The sequence below is a fragment of the Leptolyngbya subtilissima AS-A7 genome (assembly GCF_039962255.1).
Lineage (GTDB): Bacteria > Cyanobacteriota > Cyanobacteriia > Phormidesmidales > Phormidesmidaceae > Nodosilinea.
The window spans coordinates 81458-100457 of sequence record NZ_JAMPKY010000009.1; the positions used below are offsets into that span (position 1 = coordinate 81458).

Here is a 19000-nt window from a genome sequence, read left to right on the forward strand (position 1 = left end):
ATTGGCCGGGTTTCCGTTCGGTTCTACCCATAGCTCAATCATGATTAAGGGCGTAGTCTCGTAATAGACGGTGGGTTGTCTGAGTGGGCAACCTGCTGACTGTGGCTTAAGTGCCGTAGTTGGCCGATCGCAGAGACAGGTGACGCCTTGGTGCAGCAGTTTCTACCCCTTAGTCCATTGCTCAGTGAGCAGCAGGTTCCCTCTGGCCCTCGGCCAGAGGCGGCCCATTGGCAGCCTGGAGCTGGTGCTAGCGCACCCCAGGCCCATATTCAGGCTGAGCAGGAGTGGCTAAGTGGCCTTACAGCCCTGATCCGACTGCTACTCGAGTTTCCTCCCAACTCTGCTGAGCCAGAGGTGGGGGGGCTGATGCCGCTGATGGGAGGTGTGCTGTCGGGGCCATTCCCGGTGCTGCCCGATCGCCTCAATGGGCAGCGGTTGAATCACTGGCTTTTGGTACCCGAACAACTGGAGCAAATTCTGGCCGTAACCCGCCCGCTGCTGCCAGGCCAAGGCAAGGGAGTGACAGCCGCTCCCGCCTGTGATCTACAGATGGTGCCCCTAACCAGCAGTGATCCGCTGGTGGGAGAACGGTTTTGTCTGCTGCTGACCCAGCACCTCAGCCTGCTGCTGGTGTTGGGCTACGATGCCCACGGCCTGCCCCAGTTTCAGTTTTCCTTTGCTCCTGAGGTGGTGGAGCAGGGCTGGCAACGCTTGCGCGATCGCGTTGTGGCCACCCGTCCCCCTCTGGTGCAGGCCCTCGATTGCCTGATCGAACAGTTCCCTCCCGTCGAGCCCGACTATCGTTTGGTGACTCGCTACAGCCATTTGCTGATGGCACAACTGCGCCATCTGCCCTATGGGGCAGCAGAGAGTGAGGTCCATGGATCGGCTGTGACTATGCCGGCCTTGGCGCTGCCTGCTCGTCCTACCGTGGCAGCCTTTCAGACTGACTCGCCCTCTCATTTTGAACCTGTACTCGGCAGTGCTGCTGAGGCAAACCCTGAGCCCGCTGCGGAGAATAGCCCCGACACCGAGCTGCTCAAGGCAATGGCCCACGAGATTCGTACGCCTTTGACAACTATTCGCACGCTAACGCGATCGCTGCTCAAGCGCAAAGATATCAGCGATGAAGTGGGTAAGCGTCTGCGGCTGATCGATCGCGAATGCACCCAGCAAATCGATCGCTTTAGCCTGATTTTTCGGGCCGTAGAGCTAGAGACTGACCGGACGGCCAGGCCGCGATCGCCCCTGTCGGCAATTTCCCTCAACCAGTTGTTTGACGATGCCATTCCTCGCTGGCAGCAGCAGGCCAGTCGCCGCAACCTCAGCCTGACGGTGAATGTACCCCCCTGTCTGCCCATGGTAAATAGCGATCCAGCCATGTTGACCCAGGTGCTGACTGGGCTGATCGATCGCTTTACCCACAGCTTGCCCCCTTACAGCCACATTGAGCTGGCGGTCACCCTGGCTGGGCACCAGCTCAAGCTACAGTTTCAGTCGCTGCCTCCCACAGGCAGTGATGACCAGCCCAAGCATGATCCCTTCTCATCGCCATTTAAGGCCCTGGGGCAGCTGCTGATGTTTCAGCCTGAAACCGGCGGCCTCAGCCTTAACCTCAACGCTACCAAGAATTTGTTTCAAGCTTTGGGCGGCAAACTCATCGTGCGGCAGCGTCCTCAGGCTGGCGAAGTGCTGACGGTATTCTTGCCCTTGGAGACTAAAACACTGTAGGCCGCTGTGGATTTTGGACTTGATAGGGATCTTCTGTGGAGGGTCCCTTTTTTCATGTTTAAGTAATTACCCCGAGAAAATAAACCAATTTTCCAAGCAGGTGGTGAAAACCTAGGGGTTTTTGGCTCAAGACCTAAATTTTGGGCTTTATCACTGCTATTCGTTTGGCTCTTCTGGGCAATCTCCAGGCAGAGCTTTTGTGCCAGGGCCTGCGATCGATGAATAAGCGTGGCATTAGCTGAGCCCTTCGGTCGGTGTCTGGGGCTAGTACCCGCCCTCCTGAACTCTGTGCTCGTAGCAGACGCGCATGTTTCCCTTCTAAGTGAGGGCATTCCTTGGTGATAGCGGTGGGGTAAGACTTAGCCAACTAGCTAGTTGCTTTTAGCTAGGGGACGGAGCTCTCAAAGGTCGCTGGATTCTGTTGCTGACTTCAGATTCATCTAAGGAACTCCATGACTGCGCCGCTACTCTCCCAGAATCAACAAGTCGCTGTTCCAGGGATCTTAGGCGGCCTTGGCCCCATGGCCCATGTGCAGTTTGAGCAGCGGCTAATTCAGCGAAATGTGAGCCGGGGTGCCACTGGAGATCAAGACCATCCCGTGTGGATATTGGTCAATGGCACCACGATTCCTAACCGCACGGCAAGCTTGCAGGGCGTTGGGCCAGACTGCGTGCCGGAGCTGGTGCGCTATGCCCAACTGCTAGAGCGAGGCGGGGCTAACTTTTTAATCGTCACCTGTAATACGGCCCATGGTGTCTACGACCAGGTACAGGCCCAGATCGACATTCCCTGGATTCACCTAATGGCCTGCACCACAAGTTACATTCGCCAGGCGTATCCCAAAATGCAGCGGATTGGAGTGCTGGCTACTGACGGCACGGTTCAGTGTGGTTTATACGACCGCAGCTTGAGTCAGGTGGGGCTCACCCCTATGGGCTTTGAGCAGCAGTCTCCTTGGCAAGATTTAGTGATGCAGTCGATCTACCACCCCAAATGGGGAATAAAGACCACAGGGACTCAGGTATCTACCAAAGCATTGACCGTATTAGAGCAGGCGACGAGCTGGCTTAAAACCCAAGGGGCCGAGGTAGTAATAGCGGGTTGTACAGAATTGTCTGTGGCTTTCGCCCAAATGCCATCGCTGCCATTGCCCTGGGTGGATCCTTTAGAGGTGGTGGCCGATATCACGCTGGATCTGGCTTGGGGCGTTCGGTCTCTGCCGCTCTGGCAAGCTGCCTAGGAGAATGCATGGTGCAGAAATCGATGGCAATCACTGATCCTTATTCTCCGAAGGCATTGCTCAGGTTGAGGAGAGCGAGAACCAGCGAGTGGCTAAGTAATCTGGCGCTCGGATTCGTGCTGTCAATCGCTTTAGTCTTAACCCTTGGCTTAAGCGATGCAGCCCAGGCAGCCCCCAAGGCCCCTACCAGCGCCAGTGCCACTACCACTCGCGCCACCGGAGCTGCCCAGGCTCGATCAGCTGCCTCTGCCCCAACCACAGCGCAGCTGTCAGCGATGCCGCCCGATATTCAAGGCATTTTGCAGCGAGGCAAGCTGACGGTGGCGGTGCTGGCCAAAGACAATGCGCCGTTTTTTATGCAGACGGAGGCACAGCTCAATGGGTTCGACATTCAACTGGCTCGCGCCCTGGCTGACCAGCTAGGGGTAAGCCTCGAGATTACCCGCTCTGCTCAAACTTTTGATCAGGTGGTGGATACGGTCTATGGGCAAAAGGCCGATTTGGCGATTTCTAAAATTAGCCGCACCCTCAAGCGGGCGCAGCGGGTGCGCTTTTCGCAGCCATACCTGCGCATGCGCCAGGGGCTGCTAGTAAACCGTCTGCAAATGGCGGAGCAAACCCAGGGGCGATCGATAGTTGAAACCATTCGCGATCTGCGAGGCCAGGTGGGGGTGATCAAGGGATCATCCTACGTGGGGTTTTTGAAGCAGAAGTTTCCCCAGGCCACCATCGTGGAATATCCCACCTGGGAAGACGTTGTGGAAGCGGTGGTGCGGGGCGATATTCTGGCCGCCTACCGGGATGAGCTAGAAGTGAAGAAGGTGGTGCGCACCCGACCCGATGCGGCGCTACAACTGCAAACTATTGCCCTCACCGATACCCAAGACTCTTTGGCCGTGGTGCTGCCCTGGAGCAGTGCCCATCTGCTCGCCTTTGTCGATCAATACCTGGATACTCTGACAGCCCAATACACCGTAGATACGGTGCTAGATGAATACGCCGCCTACTGGGCTGCCCAAAGCCCGCCGCAACCGTAGTTTTTGACAACACCCATGGTTCCTCTGAAAGCCTACATTCCCCACCGGGTCTCTGTTGAATGGTTGCGCAGCCCTTGGGCAATTTTGATCAGCGGTGGCTTGGGCGTATTGATTGGTACCACCCAACCCCAGGTGGCGTTGTGGATTGCTCCCTTTGGCACCCTTTACTTAGGGTTGCTGAAGATGTGCGTGCTGCCGATTTTGCTGGCGGCCATTACCAACAGCTTGGGGCGACTGATGCAGAGCCACGATGCTCGGCAGTATGTGCAGCGCATTGTGGTGGTGTTTCCGCTGAGCCTGCTGGGAGTGAGCGCGATCGCGGCGGCGATCGCCGCCCTAGCTGGCCCTGGTCGCAACCTCACCACAGATACCTTGCAAACGCTGGGGGTATTGGTCAACCAGTCGGGCGTCGATCTGGAAATGGCTCTAAGCGGACCCCTACCGGAAGCCTCAGGGAGCGACGTTAACGCCCTGGTCAACAGTATGGTGCCCGACAATATCTTTGCTGCCCTCAGCGAAGGCCAAACCCTGAAGGTGCTGCTGTTTGCCATGATTTTTGGGGTTTCGCTGGGTTTGGTCAAAGCCTCGACCACTACTACCTTATTTGACACCCTCGACAGCCTCTACCAGGCCTTTAACAAAGTGATTTATGGGTTGACCTATCTGCTGCCGTTTGGCCTTTGCAGCCTGCTTGCCTACCAACTGTCTCAGGTAGGAATAGAGGTGCTGCTGTCGATGGTCGATTTTGTGGTGGTGGCGATCGCCACCTTTGCCCTGATCTACCTGATCAGCACTCTAGTTATCTGGCAGCGATCGGGGGCTGGGCTATGGCCCACTCTGCTAGCCCTTAAAGATCCCACCATTCTGTCTCTAGCCACCTCTAGCAGCTTAGTTTGCTTGCCAGCAGCAATCACTAGCCTCAGCGATCACCTCAGATTTAACTCGCAAACCATAAATCTAGTAACGCCCTTGGCTATTACCCTGTGTCGCTTTGGCTCAGTGGTGTATTTTGCCTCCGCCACATTATTTGTGGTGCAGCTCTATCAGCGCGATTTAGGACTGGCCGGTCTGGGCATAGTAATTGTGGGCTCTATTCTCGCGGGGATGGCCACATCTGGGATGACAGGCATTCTTACCCTGACCATGCTGGGTCTGGTGCTGGATCCTCTCAAGCTTCCTTTAGAAGCGGTGCTTGTCCTATTTATTGCCATTGACCCGTTGATGGACCCCTTCCGCACCCTGGGCATTGTGCACACGGGAATGGCGGCCACGGCCTTAGTGGCGGAGCGCGAAAGGTAGAGAGATGAGGTGGTAGGCGCCTGTCTCCCTGTCTTCTCGCTCTCAACCACCCGTTTACTCTCTGCCTTCTACCTACTCCTCCCCATGCCCCTTCGCTTTCCTAAACCGCCCGGTCTTAAAGCCACCCTTGTGGGGGCCATGCTGCTGACGGTGGGGACGACGGCAGCGATCGTCTATGTGCCTTGGTCGCTGGTGTCAAAGCGCAACATTGACACCATTGTTGATCAGGTGAACCAGGAGATTACCCTAGGTACCTCTCAGGAGGTGGAGAAGCTGTTTAATAATGCCGACTCGGCGCAGTCGCTCTTAAACAGCAGCCTGGGACAGAATTTAATCAATCTCACGAATCCTAAGGACCGAGAGCTGTTTTTGCTCAGCGTGCTGCGGGCCAACCCCAACTTTACCTGGGTCCAGTACGGCGAAGCCAACGGCGATTTTTTCGGCGCTCAGCGCACTCCTGATGGCCAGATGCACTTTCACCTGCGCGATTGGGATGAGAAAAGCCAAAGTACTACCGCTACGGTCAACACCTACAACGCCGAAGCTGAAGGGTTCATACCAGTGGGTACTGAGACCTACAAAATGGAGCCGTCGTTCTTTGCCCCCGATCGCCCTTGGTATCGGAGCGCCCTAGAATCTCCTCAAAAACGGGCCTGGACGGTATACGTTTACCGCACGACCAAAAGCCCAGGGTTAGATGCCACTACGGCTTTGGTCAATGCCCAGGGAGACGTATGGGGGGTGATTGGAGTCGGTATTGAGCTGACTCAGCTCTCGCACTATTTGCAGCAGTTAAAGGGTAGCCATGGGGGCGAGGCCTTTATCGTCAACGCTCAGCAAGAGTTGATTGCCTCTACCGACGTGGCCGAAGTGATGCCCGCCCAAGGACAAGATGCCGCTGACCCTCACCTCCAGCAGCTTGAGACCGTAGAAAACTCGTTGCTGAAAATTGCCAGCCAGACCCTGCGGGAGCAGGGGGTTGACTTGGAGGGGTTAAACGAATTACAGCGGTTTTCCTTTAAAGACCCCGCTACAGGGGAGCGCTACTCGATCTCGTTTACCCCCTTAGAACAGCTAGACTGGGTGGTAGGCACGGTCATCCCCGAGTCGAGCTACCTAGTAGAGGTCAACCGCAACAAGCGCACTCTGCTGGGTGTGATCGCTGTTTTTACAGGGCTAACGGCAGGGGCGGCGGTGCTGATGGCCGATCGCCTGATTGCCCGCCCGGTGCTCGGCATTGCTCGAACGGCGGCCGCCATTGAGGCTGAAAAATTTGATCTGGGCCAGCTTGGGGCGATCGCCCGCCGCACTGACGAAATTGGCCAGCTCGCTCGCGTGTTTGACCGCATGGCTCAGCAGGTCTATAGCCGCGAACAAAAGCTGAAGCAGCAGGTGCGCGACCTCCGGATTGAAATCGATGAAACCAAGCGCCAAAAACAGGTGCAAGAAATTGTTGAAACTGACTTTTTCCAAGATTTGGTGGCCAAAGCTCAAGTGCTACGCGATCGCAACAGCAGCAAAGCGATCGCTGCATCTGAAAGCAATAGAGCTGAAGCGGCCGAATCCAGAATTTAGATCAGAGAATTAAGCGCCGTTGACAAAAATAGTCCTCCTTGGCGCGTTGATAAAGTTTGCTCGCTGCTGCTTGGTGATGGCGAGCGATCAAGTCCTGCAACAGAACGTTTGTCGACTCAGGAATCGGCGGATTTGAGCTTTTATCTTTGAAGTAATCGGGGATGCGAAGGTAGAGCAGCATGGTTTTTCTCGGCTGGGTGTTTAGAGCTCGGCAGTTAAGACTAAAAACGCAATTGCTCTGCCAATAGCTAAACCCACGAGGGCTTTTACCCGCAAAACAACACCAGCCTGCTGCGCCTTTTTGGCACTAATAGGCTGCTAGAGATTGTCATTAGCCTGAGCAACTATTCCTGCATAAATTTGGCGACGCACAAGCATCGCGTCTCAACATGCTACAGCGTACTACAAAATACTGCAAATAGGCAAGGCGCGATCGCTTTTAGGACCAAAACCTGCAACTACAGCGATCGGGCATGCCTCTAAAGCTCTGTGCTTCAATGCTTTCAGACTCTCGGCAAAACTCTGATCGAGCGATCGCCCTACGGCGTCAATAACGATAAAGTCTGTTGTCCGTAACTATGAAGCACAGCCACAACATCCTATCGAGCAGGGTGTTGTAGCCGTGACAATGTTGGAGGCTCTAATCTTACGTGGCTTCGATATGAAGGTCTGAGAAATTGTGGAGGGGTTACTACCTGATTGACATGACAGGATAGTTGTAGCTCTCTTTGACAACCAATCCATCTTTCCAAAAGCCAATTGAAAGCTGGTTGCTTTTGTTTTCGATTAACTGATCGCCAACTTTTATCGTGAAGTCGTTGTACCAATTAGAGACAACGACAAAGTCATAATTTTTATCTGCCGAAACAGCAACATCTTGGCTAATCAACCGTGACTGCCTAAACTCGACCAGCATGTCTCTAAAAAATACTTCTCTACCCTGGCGACAAGCTTCTTTACCTGAAGTCACTGTGCCATCTCCCTCGATCATGACAATGTTCTCGGCGTAGTATTTCTCCAAAACCGCCGACGTTTGCAAATTAGCTACCAAGCGATTGATCTCAGCGAGTTCAGTTTGTAGCTCTTCAAGGGTCATAAAGCTTTAGCCTGACACGTTTAGATAAAAGCAGTTTGCTTGGGTAAAACTAGTTCAGAATAGGCAGAACTATTTTGCCGGTTTAACCCAAGCAGTTTAGGTTAACCACAGTTGATCATCATTTGCTATGACTCTCCAGGTTAGGTGTTGCATTGGCCCAATCGGTGCGATCGAGGCGATAAACCGAGCAGTCGTCGTCGCCAAATTGGCGGTGTTCCACAAATTTGAACCCGAGGCGCTCATAGAAGCGGTGGGCGCGGGTGTTGCTGGTCAGCGGGTCAATCAGCACCGCTGTCACTAGCGGATCGGCAAAACAGCGAGCTAGGGCCAACCGCATCATGGTGGTGCCATAGCCTTTGCCCAACTCAGTAGCTTCGCCAATCCAAATGTCGATCGCCCGCAAATTGGCCGGTACGTCGCCCCAGTAGTGGCTGTCTTCCTGGGCGGGATCAATGATTTGAATAAAGCCAATGGGGCGATCGTCAAGCTCGGCTACGAGCTGTTCGCGCCAAGTGGGGGTGCGGGCTAACTCTACCTCCCAACCCCAATCGTCGTTGGGGTCGGCGGCGATCACCTGAGGTTGCTCATCCCAGTGGCGGATCAGGTCTACGTCGCTTAGGGTAGCGGGCCGCAGGGTAATGGTGCTTGACTCAGGCATGGTCGTTACCTGCTGATCAATGTTGGCTAGCCGCCCAACCACTATAGTTTTTGCATACTATTTCGTCAGAAGGCGAAATCAATCTTCAAGGGTGTCAACTCAGGCGGCTGCGAAATTGCCTGATCTGTATTACTGGCGCGGAACCTGGTAGTGCAATTCCACAAAGTTGTGGCCATAGGTTTTGGCTGACAGCAGCTTTAAGGGCGGATCGACCCGCAGCGGAAACAGGGGAGCGCCGCTGCCCAGGGTGACCGAGGCAATTTGGACAACTATTTCATCGAGCAGCCCAGCGTCGTAGAATTGGCCTGCTAGATCGCCGCCGCCGACAATCCACACATTTTTGTCGCCAGCGGCGATCGCCATCTCCTGGTGAAAGGGCTTGACATCGCCGCTGACAAACCGAACATCGGCATTCTCAATCGTCGGCAGCTGGCGCGAGCTGAAGACCCAGGACGGTACTTTGTAGGGCCAGGGCTGGGGGGTCTCTGCCTCAGAGGAAAAATCGTGGTCATAGATCCACTGGTAGGTGGTGGAACCCATGGCGATCGCGCCCACCCCAGCCAAAAAATCGTCAAATGTGTTCGGCTCTAGCTCCCCAAACTGAAATAGCCAGTCGAGGGAGTTGTTTGGGTCGGCGATGAAGCCATCTAAGCTGGTAGCCGTGTAGTAAATGGTGGCCATATCCGATCTCTTGCTCCCTGTATGAAGTCAGGTTTTCGGCGGTCTAGACTACGCTACAAAAGATTTAGGCTGGCGAAGCAGCGGCGGGTCAACTCAAGCCTGGCTGGACCGTCAGAGTCTTGGCGCATGTCAACATTGGTGGCAAACAGGTAGACGTTGTCCCCTCGTTCGAGATAGCCGACGTACCAGCCAATCTGGGGTTGATCGGCCTCCCCTAGGCCAGCCCAGCCGGTCTTGGCCCGCAAGGTATAGTCGGGGGTGCGCTCGGCGATCATAATGTCTTTTACCGTAGCTATTGTCGCCTCAGAAAAAGGCAGTTCGTTACGGTGCAGACGTTGCAAGAACTCGATCTGCTGCTGGGGCGTAATGCGCAGGTCGCCCTCTAGCCAGAAGCTGTCGATCGCATCGGGGCTGCCGATGATTTGGTTGCCGTAGCCCACCTCGTTGACCCACTGCTGCATGCGATCGTGCCCAACCCGCCGCGCCAGCACCTGGTAAAACCAAACGGCGGACAGGTTAAACGCTGTTCGCATGTTTTGATCGCGATTCCAGGCGGGCACCATGCGCTCAACGCCATCCCAGGTCAAAATAGCCAGATCGTTGGGAATTACCCCAGTTTCAAGAGCAATCAGCGAGTTGAGAATTTTGAAGGTGGAGGCGGGCAGAAAGGCCTGGCGGTTGCGATCGCGATTGTGCTCGTAGGTCACATCCTGGTTTACATCGTGGATGATGATCGCCCCTTCCACCCCTAGAGCTTGAAAGTGTTGGGCAAATTGGGCTTCTACACCGGCCGTTTGCTGGGCGATCGTCGGTGCGATCGGCTCCACGCTGGACTGAGCAGCGGCAGGCGGCATCGGCATAGCAACCAAGCTGCTGACGGCTAACCCAAAAAACCATCGATAGGCACGATCCACAATATTGATCTCCTAAAAGGGCAATTTTCTGGCGCGGAATCAACTGTACATAGTACCTGGGTACTTGTCTAGCCTACGCAGGGTTGAAGACGGCTGAATCTATCAGTGCTACGAGGCCAGTCAATCGAATTCCCAGGCTGCTCAACTGCCCGTTTGAGTAACAAACTCACCTGGGGTAGCTGGAACGCGAGGGGGCTGGTCAGTGGGTGGGCCAGTGGCATGCAGTTATATTTAACCGCGTTGATCAATCTGCTGGATGGATTGTTAGTGGTTGTGCGATCGCACCAACCGTTGTGTTCCCAAAACTTACCACTCTACAGACGGAGGGAGAGCGTGAGCAATGCTGCTGCTGCCAGCGCCGCCCCCGTACGAACGTGGTTCCACAGCGTCCAGCTAGCCAGATATTTGGTCCAGAAACTGGCTCCCTCGGCACTGTCTGGGTTTACCCTCGCCAGCGCATCGTTAAGCGGCACGTTGAAGGCGACGGTGACAAGAATGGTGCCGAGCAGGTAGAGCAGACTGCCGATGAGCAGATACTTAGCGCCAGGCAATCCTTTGGTGAGCGAAGCAGCGATTAGGCCAAGGCAGCCTGCCGCTGTGCCAAACAGCACGCCCATAAACCAGGGGTTGATCACGGTGATATTGATTGACTGCATGGTGGCGATGCCTTGGGCAGGCGGTTGCTGGCCCAGGGCTTGCATCACAAAGGTAGAAAAGGCAAAGAAGACGCCTGCAACTAGCCCGCAACCCAAGGCGGTGCAGAGTTTGAGGGTGAGTCCAGCATCAATAGAGGACATAGTGGCTCCTGATAGGGCAATGAGGGTGTGATGGTGACGAGGGCTTGCTCTTTGAAATCACACCCGCTACTTGAGTCGAAGGTTCTATCAAGCGGCAACCAGTTCTGCCACCTGGGCCTGGGCCGCCGCAATCGAGGTGGCTAAGCTTTCGCTGCTGTGCTCGTCATTTTCGATATGCACAAAGGTGATATCGGTGATGCCAATGAACCCAAACGCTACCCGCAGGTAAGGATCTTGATGATTCATGTGGCCGTAACGCTCGCCGGGACCAAAGCCTGACGCTCCCCGAGCGGTGATCACGAACATTTTTTTGCCGTGGAGCAGCGGTTTGTAGGGGTCTGCTTCATTCTCATAGTCGATCGCAAAGGTGCGGCCCAGGCGAACAATTTGGTCGATGTAGGCTTTGAAGGTGCTGGGCACGCTGAAGTTGTACATGGGCACGCCAACTACCAGAATATCGGCGGCGATCAGTTCGTCAATGAGCTGGTCACTCACCCGGATCGCCTCCCATAGCTCGGGGGTGCGCTGGTCGTCTGGGGTATAGGCAGCGGCAATCCAAGGCTCATCCACATGGGGCACTGGTTGACGACCGACATCGCGGTAGGTGACGGTGTCGTTGGGGTGGGTCTGTTGCCAGGCTGCGACAAACTCCCGGGTCATGCGGCGAGAGTGGGAGCGATCGCCCCGCGGACTGGAATCGATGTGCAAAAGGTGCGCCATAGGGCCTCCAAGTCAGTACCCGTTTAGCCTAGGAAACCTGGTTGACTGGGCGCTATTTGATTCTTGGGGGGCTGTCAAAATCTTGCGGTGAACTGGTGGTTAACCTAGCAAGCAGTTCATTTTGCGATCGCAACGTGGGGGGTCATCGCTTTTCTCGGCCGCTATGAGAGTGAGAACTCGCCTATTGTTCCATTCTGCCAGATAGACTTGAGGGGCTGGGCAGACGGGCCTGGCGTCACCTGTCTCCAACGGAGAATTTAGCTATGAATGCAGCTAAAACCAGGCATGCTCAGGGTTTGCAAAACCACCTAGGAATAGATAACGCTGAATTCATCTGTCTACCCAATCTATCGAGTCGGGACTTGGGCTGGGAGCACATTCAGGTGGGGCAGTTTCAGCACCCGCCGGGGGAATGTCGGATTGCCTCAGAAGCGCAGCATACGATTTGCCTATCGTTAGCGGCCCGTCCAGTGCGATTTTTGCAGATTAAAGACGGCAAAACCCACAGCAGTCTCTACGGCAAAGGCGACATTTCCATTACACCAGCCCAAACGCCGTTTTTTGCCCGCTGGCAGGACGATGACCACTACGTCGAGCTGCGGCTTGACTCCGGCTTTATGGCCACCGTCGCCCAAGAATCCCTGGGGCTGAATCCTAATCGCATCGAGCTTATCCCCGAATTTCGCCTGCGAGATGGGCGCTTAGAGGCGATCGCCTTGATGCTGCTCGACGAACTCAACCAAGCCAACCCCGGTGGCAAGCTCTACGTCGAGTCGCTGACCAACCTACTGGCGGTGCACCTGCTGCGGCAGTACGCTGTCGCCAGACCACCATTGCCCATTCACCCCAGCGGATTGCCCCAGCGCCAGCTCTTGCCGGTGTTAGATCACATCCACGAAGCCCTGGATGCCGACCTTAAGCTGGCGGATTTGGCGGCGATCGCAGGTCTCAGCCCCTTCCATTTCAGCCATCAGTTCAAACAGGCGATGGGAATGGCCCCCTATCAGTACGTGCTGCAACAGCGTGTCGAGCGGGCCAAGCAGTTGTTGAAACAAACCAACCACTCTATTGTGGAAATCGCCCTGCTGTGTGGGTTCAACAGCCATAGCCACCTGAGCAAGCAGTTTCGCCAGACCACCGGCACCACCCCCAGCGCCTACCGAGCGATCGTGCAGTAACCGCCCTTTCCGTGACTGACCCCGTGACTAAATTTGTGCTCTACAGCAAGCCCGGCTGCCACCTATGCGAAGGGCTCGAAGAAAAACTCGTAGCCGCCGCCCACCTGCCCTTTGAGCTAGAGGTGCGCGACATTACCACCTGCGACGACTGGTTTCAGCGCTACCAGTACGAGATTCCGGTGCTCTGCTGTGTGCGCGAGGGCGACTCTGGCCTTCAAGAAATTCCCCTGCCGCGCCTGTCGCCCAGGGCACCTCAGGCCAAGGTGGAGCAATTGATACAGACTTATGTGGGTCAGAGTAAGGCAGAATAGGGCAACTTCAATGATGTGAGGAGTTGCTGACATGAAGCTGCGCCAACTGCTTGAGAACCTTCCCGGTGGGCTGATCGAGACTGGGTTTTCGCTGCCGCAGGGGATAGGCGACCCTGACATCAAAGGCATCTGCACCAATTCCCACGCTTGCCAGCCGGGGGATGTGTTCATTGGCATGCCGGGTACGCGGGTCGATGGCGGCGAATTTTGGCCCAGCGCTGTAGAGTCTGGGGCAGCGGCGGCGCTGGTGTCTACCCAAGCCTTACAGGCTCGCCCAGCCGAGAGCGATGCTTGCGTGGTGCCCATGACCGATATGGCGGTAGCCTGTGCTGAAGTGGCTGCTCGGTTCTACAACTACCCGGCCCGTCAGATGGGGCTGGTGGGGGTGACAGGCACCAACGGCAAGACGACAACGACCCACCTAATCGAGCATTTGTTGAATGCCGCGGAGCAACCCACGGCGCTGTTAGGAACGCTCTACACCCGCTGGCCGGGGCATCAGAAAACCGCTCTCTATACCACCCCCTTTGCGGTCGAACTCCAGGCTGAGTTGGCTACTGCGCGAGATGCGGGCTGTCGCTATGCGGTGTTAGAAGTCAGCTCCCACGCCCTGGCTCAAAAGCGAGTATGGGGCTGTCCCTTTGAGGTGGCAGTCTTCACCAACCTGACCCAGGATCACCTCGATTACCACAGCGACATGGAGGACTACTTCCAGGCTAAGGCGCTGCTGTTTAGCGAGGCATATCTGGCGGGTCGTGCGGTGGTGAATATCGATACGCCCTACGGAGAGCGACTGGTTGCCCAGCTGCCCCGCGATCGCGTCTGGACCTACAGCACCCAAAATCCCGCTGCCGACCTGTACACCGGCGATCTCACCTACCAGGCTAACGGCGTCACCGGAACGCTGAAGACCCCAGCGGGCACTGTGCCCTTTAGCTCGCCGCTGGTGGGGCAGTTTAACCTAGAGAATTTGCTGGCGGCGGTAGGGGCAGCTCTGCACCTGGGCGTGGCCCTCGACACTGTCGCAGCCGCTCTGCCGGGCTTTGGCGGCGTACCTGGGCGCATGGAACAGGTGAAAATTTCTGAGAGCCAGGATATCAGCGTGATTGTGGACTATGCCCATACGCCGGACAGCCTGAAGAATTCTCTGCAGGCGGCGCGGCCGTTTGTGCCGGGGCGACTGATCTGCGTGTTTGGCTGCGGGGGCGATCGCGATCGCACCAAGCGTCCCCAGATGGGCTGCATTGCCTACGAACTGGCCGATGTGGTGGTGGTCACCTCCGACAACCCCCGCACCGAAGACCCCCAGCAGATTTTGCACGATGTGGTGGCGGGCATCCCGGCGGAGCTAGGGGAAGATCAGGTGGTGGGCGATCGCGCCACCGCCATCCAGTTGGCGATCAACTTGGCCCAGCCGGGGGATGGCATTCTCATCGCGGGCAAGGGGCACGAAGACTACCAGATTCTTGGCACCGAAAAAATTCACTTTGACGACCGCGAGCAGGCGCGTCATTTTCTCGAAAAACGGTATATGAGCTGACGTTTTTGCCCTGAAATGGCGGCGTTATGTGAACACACGCAACATTCTCACCGCCATTTTCAGTGGTTAAAGATACCCTAATAAGTGTTAGTGCTGACCTCGTTTTGGGTAGGCGCTAGCCTGGCCCCGGCCCGTTGGAGCACTATGCAGTCTTACCAAGAACAAGAGGTGTCGCTGCACCGGCTTCTACAGCTGACTGCGGCAGCCCCAGACTATGTCCAGGTAAAACCTAAGGGGTTTAAGGCGATTCTACAATCGACTGTAGAGTTCCTTGAAGCCCACGACATTCAAGCCCACCTGCTAGTAAAGCTGCCTGTGGGCGATCTGTGGAATGAGGATGTGCTGCGCTACGGTCAAGGGCTGGAGCTGCCCTATCGGGTGTTGCGGTTTGCGCGTCCTGATGCAGAGCCCTCGCCCAACTTGGGCAACGAGGTAGTGGTGCCTTTGCCAGAGAGCCACACCTGGCGAGGCGACTACTTTGTGGTGGTGCAATCTGAGTCCTTTGCGGCCATGCTGATCGCCCATCGGCTGCAGCCGCTGTCGGCTACTCCTACAGGGCAGAGTCAGCGACTGACCCCCGAGGGCCAACGCGACTCAGAGGATGACGACGAGGCCTCACCGCTTCTAGAAGAAGCGACGGCGGCGCGATCGTCGTATCTATCAGTGTGTTGTTCCATTAATCCTGACCTGGTGGCGACAGTGGTAAGCGCCATTCGCCGCCAGATTGATCAAGGTCTGGGCACCGCCGATGTCGGGCTCGATCTGGCCGCCCTGACCCAGCAGTGGCCCCAGCTGAGACCCACCCATTCACTCACCCCGACCTACCTCACCCTGGTCGATCGCTGGCTCAACTGGCAGCTCAAGCGTCAGGAGCACCTGCGCCAGTCGGCCTCGACCTACCGCCGACAGGCGTTGAATATGTCGAGCCTGTCATCCCAAAACGAGGTGTTAATCAATACTCTCCGCCTCAAGGATGATTTTCTCAACACGGTGGGCCAGGAACTACGCACTCCCCTGACCACCATCAAAACCGCCCTGACCCTGCTTGACTCGCCCCACCTTAAGCCTCCCCAGCGGCAGCGGTATATGGAGATGATTAGCCATGAGTGCGATCGCCAGAGTGCTTTGATTAGCGGCGTACTCAACCTGCTACAGATGGAGACCAGCGTTAGCCAAGCCCAGCTTGACCCGCTAAATTTGTCGGAAACCGTGCCCCCAGTAGTCAGCACCTATCAGCCCCTGGCTGAAGAAAAGGGCATTATGCTGGCTTACACCATTCCTAGCCGGTTGCCGCCGGTGCTTTGCCCCGACAGCTGGCTGCGACAGGTGATGATTCATCTGCTGAACAACAGCCTGAAATACACCCCCAGCGGCGGTCAGGTTTGGGTGACGGCTTCTAGCACCGCAGACCACGCCGAGATCGAAGTGCGTGATACTGGTATCGGCATTTCGGCTGGCGATCTGCCCCACATTTTTGAGCACTTCTATCGGGGCCGCAACCTGCCGCCTGCTGAAACCGAGGGGGCCGGTTTGGGGCTATCGATTGTGCAGCAGCTGCTGTTGTACTGTGGCGGCACTGTAGTAACCCGCAGCCAGCCCGGCGAAGGGACAACGATGGTGGTGCGGCTGCCCATTCACCATCGTCGTTCCTGACCGTTAGAATGTGTGCTTTGATCGGCAATTTGTTCTTTGACCTCACCTAAATCTGCGCCGGCTGCCCCGGGCGATCGCTCCGATGCCAAGACGGGGGCGATTTATGCTCTGTTGGCTTACAGCACCTGGGGGCTACTGCCCATCTACTGGAAGCTGTTGGGCGCTGCCTCTGCCGTAGAGGTGCTCAGCCACCGCATGATTTGGTCAGCGGTATTTTTAGTCGGCATTTTGCTGGTGCAGCGGCGGCTGGAGGATTTGCAAACGCTACTGCGATCGCCCCGCAAAGTACTGGTGCTGCTGCTGACCGCCAGTCTGCTGACTTTCAACTGGGGGCTATATATCTACGGGGTGAATAGCGATCGCGTCGTCGAAGCCAGCCTGGGCTACTACATCAACCCGCTGGTGACTGTGCTGCTGGGATTTATCTTTCTCAAAGAGCGCTTGTACCGAGGTCAACAGGTGGCCGTAGCCCTGGCGGTAGTTGGAGTGGGCTACTTCATCTGGCAGCTGGGCACCGTACCGTGGATTGCCCTGGCCCTGGCGATTTCCTTTGCGTTTTACGGCCTGCTCCGCAAAGTAGTGGCGGTGGCCCCGCTGGTAGGTCTAGCGGTCGAAACCCTGCTGATTACCCCCCTGGTGCTGCTATTTGTGAGCTGGCTCGCGGCCAGCGGCCAGGGACATTTTGGGGAAACCCTGCCGATCACCCTGCTGTTTATCGGGGCTGGGGTGGCGACGTCGATGCCACTGCTGTGGTTTAACAAAGCGGCCAAACGGTTGACTTTGGCCACCCTCGGCTTCTTTCAGTACCTGGCCCCGTCGCTATCGCTGCTGCTGGGGGTGTTTGTCTACGGCGAGCCGTTCACCCCAGTTCACGTAGTCACCTTTGGCTGTATTTGGACGGCGCTGCTGCTGTACTCGGTCACGGCACTGTGGGCTAGGGACAGGGAACTGCGCTGATGTCTATAACTTGTCCGTAGGAGCTGGTTTCGGTCACCCAGCCAGTGCTGCCATCAAAGATGGTGACCTCTAGCCAAGTGCGGCCATCGCCGGAGTTCTGCCGCCAGGGTGGATTGCGAGAGGAGTAAATGGTATCTCCGGCGTTGTAGTCAGCAATAATATTGGCGTTTGTGGCAGGTGTGGCCCTCACCGAAAGCCGCACATTGGCCCGAAAACAGGCCCGTGCTGCCGATGGTGGCCTGACGCTGCAAGGCGATAAAACTGAGGCGCTGATCCAGCCCATAGGCTGTACAGATGACAAACCGTTGAAGTTATTCCCTAAAAAGATTTGAGCCCGGCCTTCGGTGACAACCCCAGTTAAAAGTACCTGAGTACCGGCTGGCAGGGTACCCAGGCGGTTAGCAATGGGCCCCAGCCTGGTGTTGTCAAAAACCTCGACGGATTGGTTGAGCCGTCGGCACTCGCGAATGAGGCTCTGGTTTTCTTGCAGGCCTTGAACGACGATTCTAGACCCCTGGGCTAGGGCAATTGGGGTGAAACCATAGGCGATCGCCGCCGTTGTCGCCAGCCCAATCGCCAGCGGTCTCAAGGGGTCTATGCTTACTGCCATACCATTGCCTCACTATAGGTTCTGCCAGTCAAGAGTATCTCAAAAAAACATCGTGATTGGCCTGCTTGGCTAGGACTAATCGGGCTGCCCTATCGCCAGTTTTCGCGGCGCAGCAGGGGGTTCATAAACTCATTCAGCCCCTCACCCACCAGGGATAGCCCCGTCACCATCAGGGTCAGGGCCAGCCCGGGAAACAACGCTGTCCACCAAATGCCCGTAGGCAGTGCATCGAGAGCCTGGCGAATGTCGGCCCCCCATTCGGGCACCTGTTCGGGCAGACCCAGTCCCAAAAAGCCCAGCCCCCCCAGCACCAGAATGGCGTCGGCGGCGTTGAGGGTAAATAGCACCGGCACGCTTTGAATCACGTTGAGAAACAGATAGCGGGACAGCACCGTCCAAGTTGAAGCCCCCATGGCCTGAGCGGCTTCGATAAACAGCTCGGTCTTAACGCTGACGGTGTGGTTGCGCACCACTCGGTAATACTGAGGAATGTAGGCAATGCTGAGGGCGATCGCGGCGTTTACCACTCCCCGACCCACCACAAAGGCCAGGGTGACTGAGAGCAGCAGCCCCGGCAGGGTGTAGATCGTATCCATAAAGAACAGCAGCGCGCGATCGAGCCAGCCGCCCAGGTAACCGCTGACCATACCCAAGGGCACCCCAATCGCTACGCTGAGCAGCGTAGCCAGCAGCACCACCTGCCAGGCGGCGCGGGTGCCAAATAGCGTGCGCGAAAATACGTCATAGCCCTGTCGCGTGGTGCCAAACCAGTGGGCACCCCCAGGGGGCTCGTGGATGGGATTCTGTAGGGCGGTGGTGGGGTCAAGCACCCAGCCCCAGCTCGCCATTAGCGGCGCTAGCAGGGCAATCAGAATGAACGCCAGGGTGATGGCCAAGCCCACCCCCATCAGCACCATAGATACGTTGGTGGCCGGTTTGGCGGCTGGGTTGCGCAGCAGGGGCAATCGCGGAGTGGTAGCCATAGCAGCGCACCGGCAGTAG

At 56.6% G+C, this 19000-nt stretch carries 19 protein-coding genes; 10 read left to right on the top strand and 9 right to left on the bottom strand.

Annotation, left to right across the window (positions count from 1 at the left end; genetic code table 11):
- Positions 1–150: 150 nt before the first annotated feature.
- From NC979_RS18860 to NC979_RS18880, 5 genes are all read left to right on the top strand, one after another.
- Positions 151–1731 (top strand): sensor histidine kinase, encoded by a 1581-nt coding sequence (locus NC979_RS18860; protein WP_347403905.1) that lies wholly within the window; start codon positions 151–153, stop codon positions 1729–1731.
- A 452-nt stretch (positions 1732–2183) separates the two neighbouring features.
- Entirely contained in the window at positions 2184–2972 is a 789-nt protein-coding gene (locus NC979_RS18865) for an aspartate/glutamate racemase family protein (protein WP_190516450.1), read from the top strand.
- A 116-nt stretch (positions 2973–3088) separates the two neighbouring features.
- Positions 3089–4009, top strand: a complete 921-nt coding sequence (locus tag NC979_RS18870; RefSeq protein WP_190516453.1) for a transporter substrate-binding domain-containing protein — start codon at positions 3089–3091, stop codon at positions 4007–4009.
- A gap of 15 nt (positions 4010–4024) precedes the next feature.
- Positions 4025–5308 carry a dicarboxylate/amino acid:cation symporter gene (locus NC979_RS18875; RefSeq protein ID WP_190516456.1) on the top strand — a complete coding sequence of 428 codons (1284 nt, stop codon included), beginning with the start codon at positions 4025–4027 and terminating at the stop codon, positions 5306–5308.
- 84 nt (positions 5309–5392) lie between these two features.
- Complete coding sequence (locus NC979_RS18880; RefSeq protein WP_190516458.1) at positions 5393–6883, top strand: cache domain-containing protein; 1491 nt, start codon at positions 5393–5395, stop codon at positions 6881–6883.
- Between the two features lies 1 nt (position 6884).
- Here NC979_RS18880 and NC979_RS18885 read toward each other — a convergent pair whose 3' ends face one another.
- The 7 genes from NC979_RS18885 to NC979_RS18915 form a co-directional block, all read right to left on the bottom strand.
- Entirely contained in the window at positions 6885–7064 is a 180-nt protein-coding gene (locus NC979_RS18885; RefSeq protein WP_190516460.1) for a hypothetical protein, read from the bottom strand.
- Positions 7065–7574: 510 nt separating this feature from the next.
- The gene (locus NC979_RS18890) at positions 7575–7979 is read right to left on the bottom strand and encodes a hypothetical protein (RefSeq protein ID WP_190516466.1); all 405 of its coding nucleotides are present in this window, start codon (positions 7977–7979) and stop codon (positions 7575–7577) included.
- Between the two features lie 118 nt (positions 7980–8097).
- Positions 8098–8637: a GNAT family N-acetyltransferase gene (locus NC979_RS18895; protein ID WP_190516468.1), complete on the bottom strand. Its 540-nt coding sequence runs from the start codon at positions 8635–8637 to the stop codon at positions 8098–8100.
- A gap of 129 nt (positions 8638–8766) precedes the next feature.
- Entirely contained in the window at positions 8767–9318 is a 552-nt protein-coding gene (locus NC979_RS18900) for a dihydrofolate reductase family protein (RefSeq protein WP_190516471.1), read from the bottom strand.
- 53 nt (positions 9319–9371) lie between these two features.
- Positions 9372–10232, bottom strand: coding sequence for a class D beta-lactamase (gene blaOXA / locus NC979_RS18905; RefSeq protein ID WP_431191089.1), 861 nt, complete (start codon positions 10230–10232; stop codon positions 9372–9374).
- 314 nt (positions 10233–10546) lie between these two features.
- Positions 10547–11029 (bottom strand): anthrone oxygenase family protein, encoded by a 483-nt coding sequence (locus tag NC979_RS18910; protein WP_190516473.1) that lies wholly within the window; start codon positions 11027–11029, stop codon positions 10547–10549.
- A gap of 87 nt (positions 11030–11116) precedes the next feature.
- Complete coding sequence (locus tag NC979_RS18915; protein ID WP_190516476.1) at positions 11117–11749, bottom strand: FMN-dependent NADH-azoreductase; 633 nt, start codon at positions 11747–11749, stop codon at positions 11117–11119.
- A 263-nt stretch (positions 11750–12012) separates the two neighbouring features.
- On the opposite strand from NC979_RS18915, the gene NC979_RS18920 reads away from it, so the two are divergent.
- The 5 genes from NC979_RS18920 to rarD all read left to right on the top strand — a co-directional run bounded on the left by NC979_RS18920 (position 12013) and on the right by rarD (position 17388).
- Positions 12013–12927 carry a helix-turn-helix domain-containing protein gene (locus tag NC979_RS18920; RefSeq protein WP_190516479.1) on the top strand — a complete coding sequence of 305 codons (915 nt, stop codon included), beginning with the start codon at positions 12013–12015 and terminating at the stop codon, positions 12925–12927.
- Positions 12928–12950: 23 nt separating this feature from the next.
- Entirely contained in the window at positions 12951–13238 is a 288-nt protein-coding gene (locus NC979_RS18925) for a glutaredoxin family protein (RefSeq protein ID WP_190516481.1), read from the top strand.
- A gap of 31 nt (positions 13239–13269) precedes the next feature.
- Complete coding sequence (locus NC979_RS18930; protein WP_190516484.1) at positions 13270–14778, top strand: UDP-N-acetylmuramoyl-L-alanyl-D-glutamate--2,6-diaminopimelate ligase; 1509 nt, start codon at positions 13270–13272, stop codon at positions 14776–14778.
- Between the two features lie 90 nt (positions 14779–14868).
- Positions 14869–16431, top strand: a complete 1563-nt coding sequence (locus tag NC979_RS18935) for an ATP-binding protein (protein WP_348253802.1) — start codon at positions 14869–14871, stop codon at positions 16429–16431.
- 36 nt (positions 16432–16467) lie between these two features.
- Positions 16468–17388, top strand: a complete 921-nt coding sequence (gene rarD, locus NC979_RS18940) for an EamA family transporter RarD (protein ID WP_190516490.1) — start codon at positions 16468–16470, stop codon at positions 17386–17388.
- Here the strand turns inward: rarD and NC979_RS18945 are convergent.
- The gene (locus NC979_RS18945) at positions 17366–17998 is read right to left on the bottom strand and encodes an SH3 domain-containing protein (protein ID WP_190516492.1); all 633 of its coding nucleotides are present in this window, start codon (positions 17996–17998) and stop codon (positions 17366–17368) included. The genes rarD and NC979_RS18945 overlap by 23 nt on opposite strands.
- A gap of 89 nt (positions 17999–18087) precedes the next feature.
- Positions 18088–18981, bottom strand: coding sequence for an ABC transporter permease (locus NC979_RS18950; RefSeq protein ID WP_190516495.1), 894 nt, complete (start codon positions 18979–18981; stop codon positions 18088–18090).
- Between the last annotated feature and the right edge of the window lie 19 nt (positions 18982–19000).